The following is a 205-nucleotide window of genomic DNA, read 5'->3' on the forward strand; positions in this document are numbered from 1 at the left end:
AAAGGTCGTCTGAAAACCAAGATTCAGGTTTTTCAGACGACCTTTCGTCAAATAAGAGTAGCGCGGGCGTTGCACACGACTTTCAACCTAGACATCAGAATCCAATCATTTCTATTCATTCGTGGGTAAAACCCACGCTACGGGCTTAGTTTTTGATACGGAACCCGCCACCAGCCGTCATTCCCGCGCAGGCGGGAATCCATCG

This window comes from Neisseria sp. HMSC064E01 (assembly GCF_001808875.1).
GTDB classification, from domain to species: domain Bacteria; phylum Pseudomonadota; class Gammaproteobacteria; order Burkholderiales; family Neisseriaceae; genus Neisseria; species Neisseria sicca_A.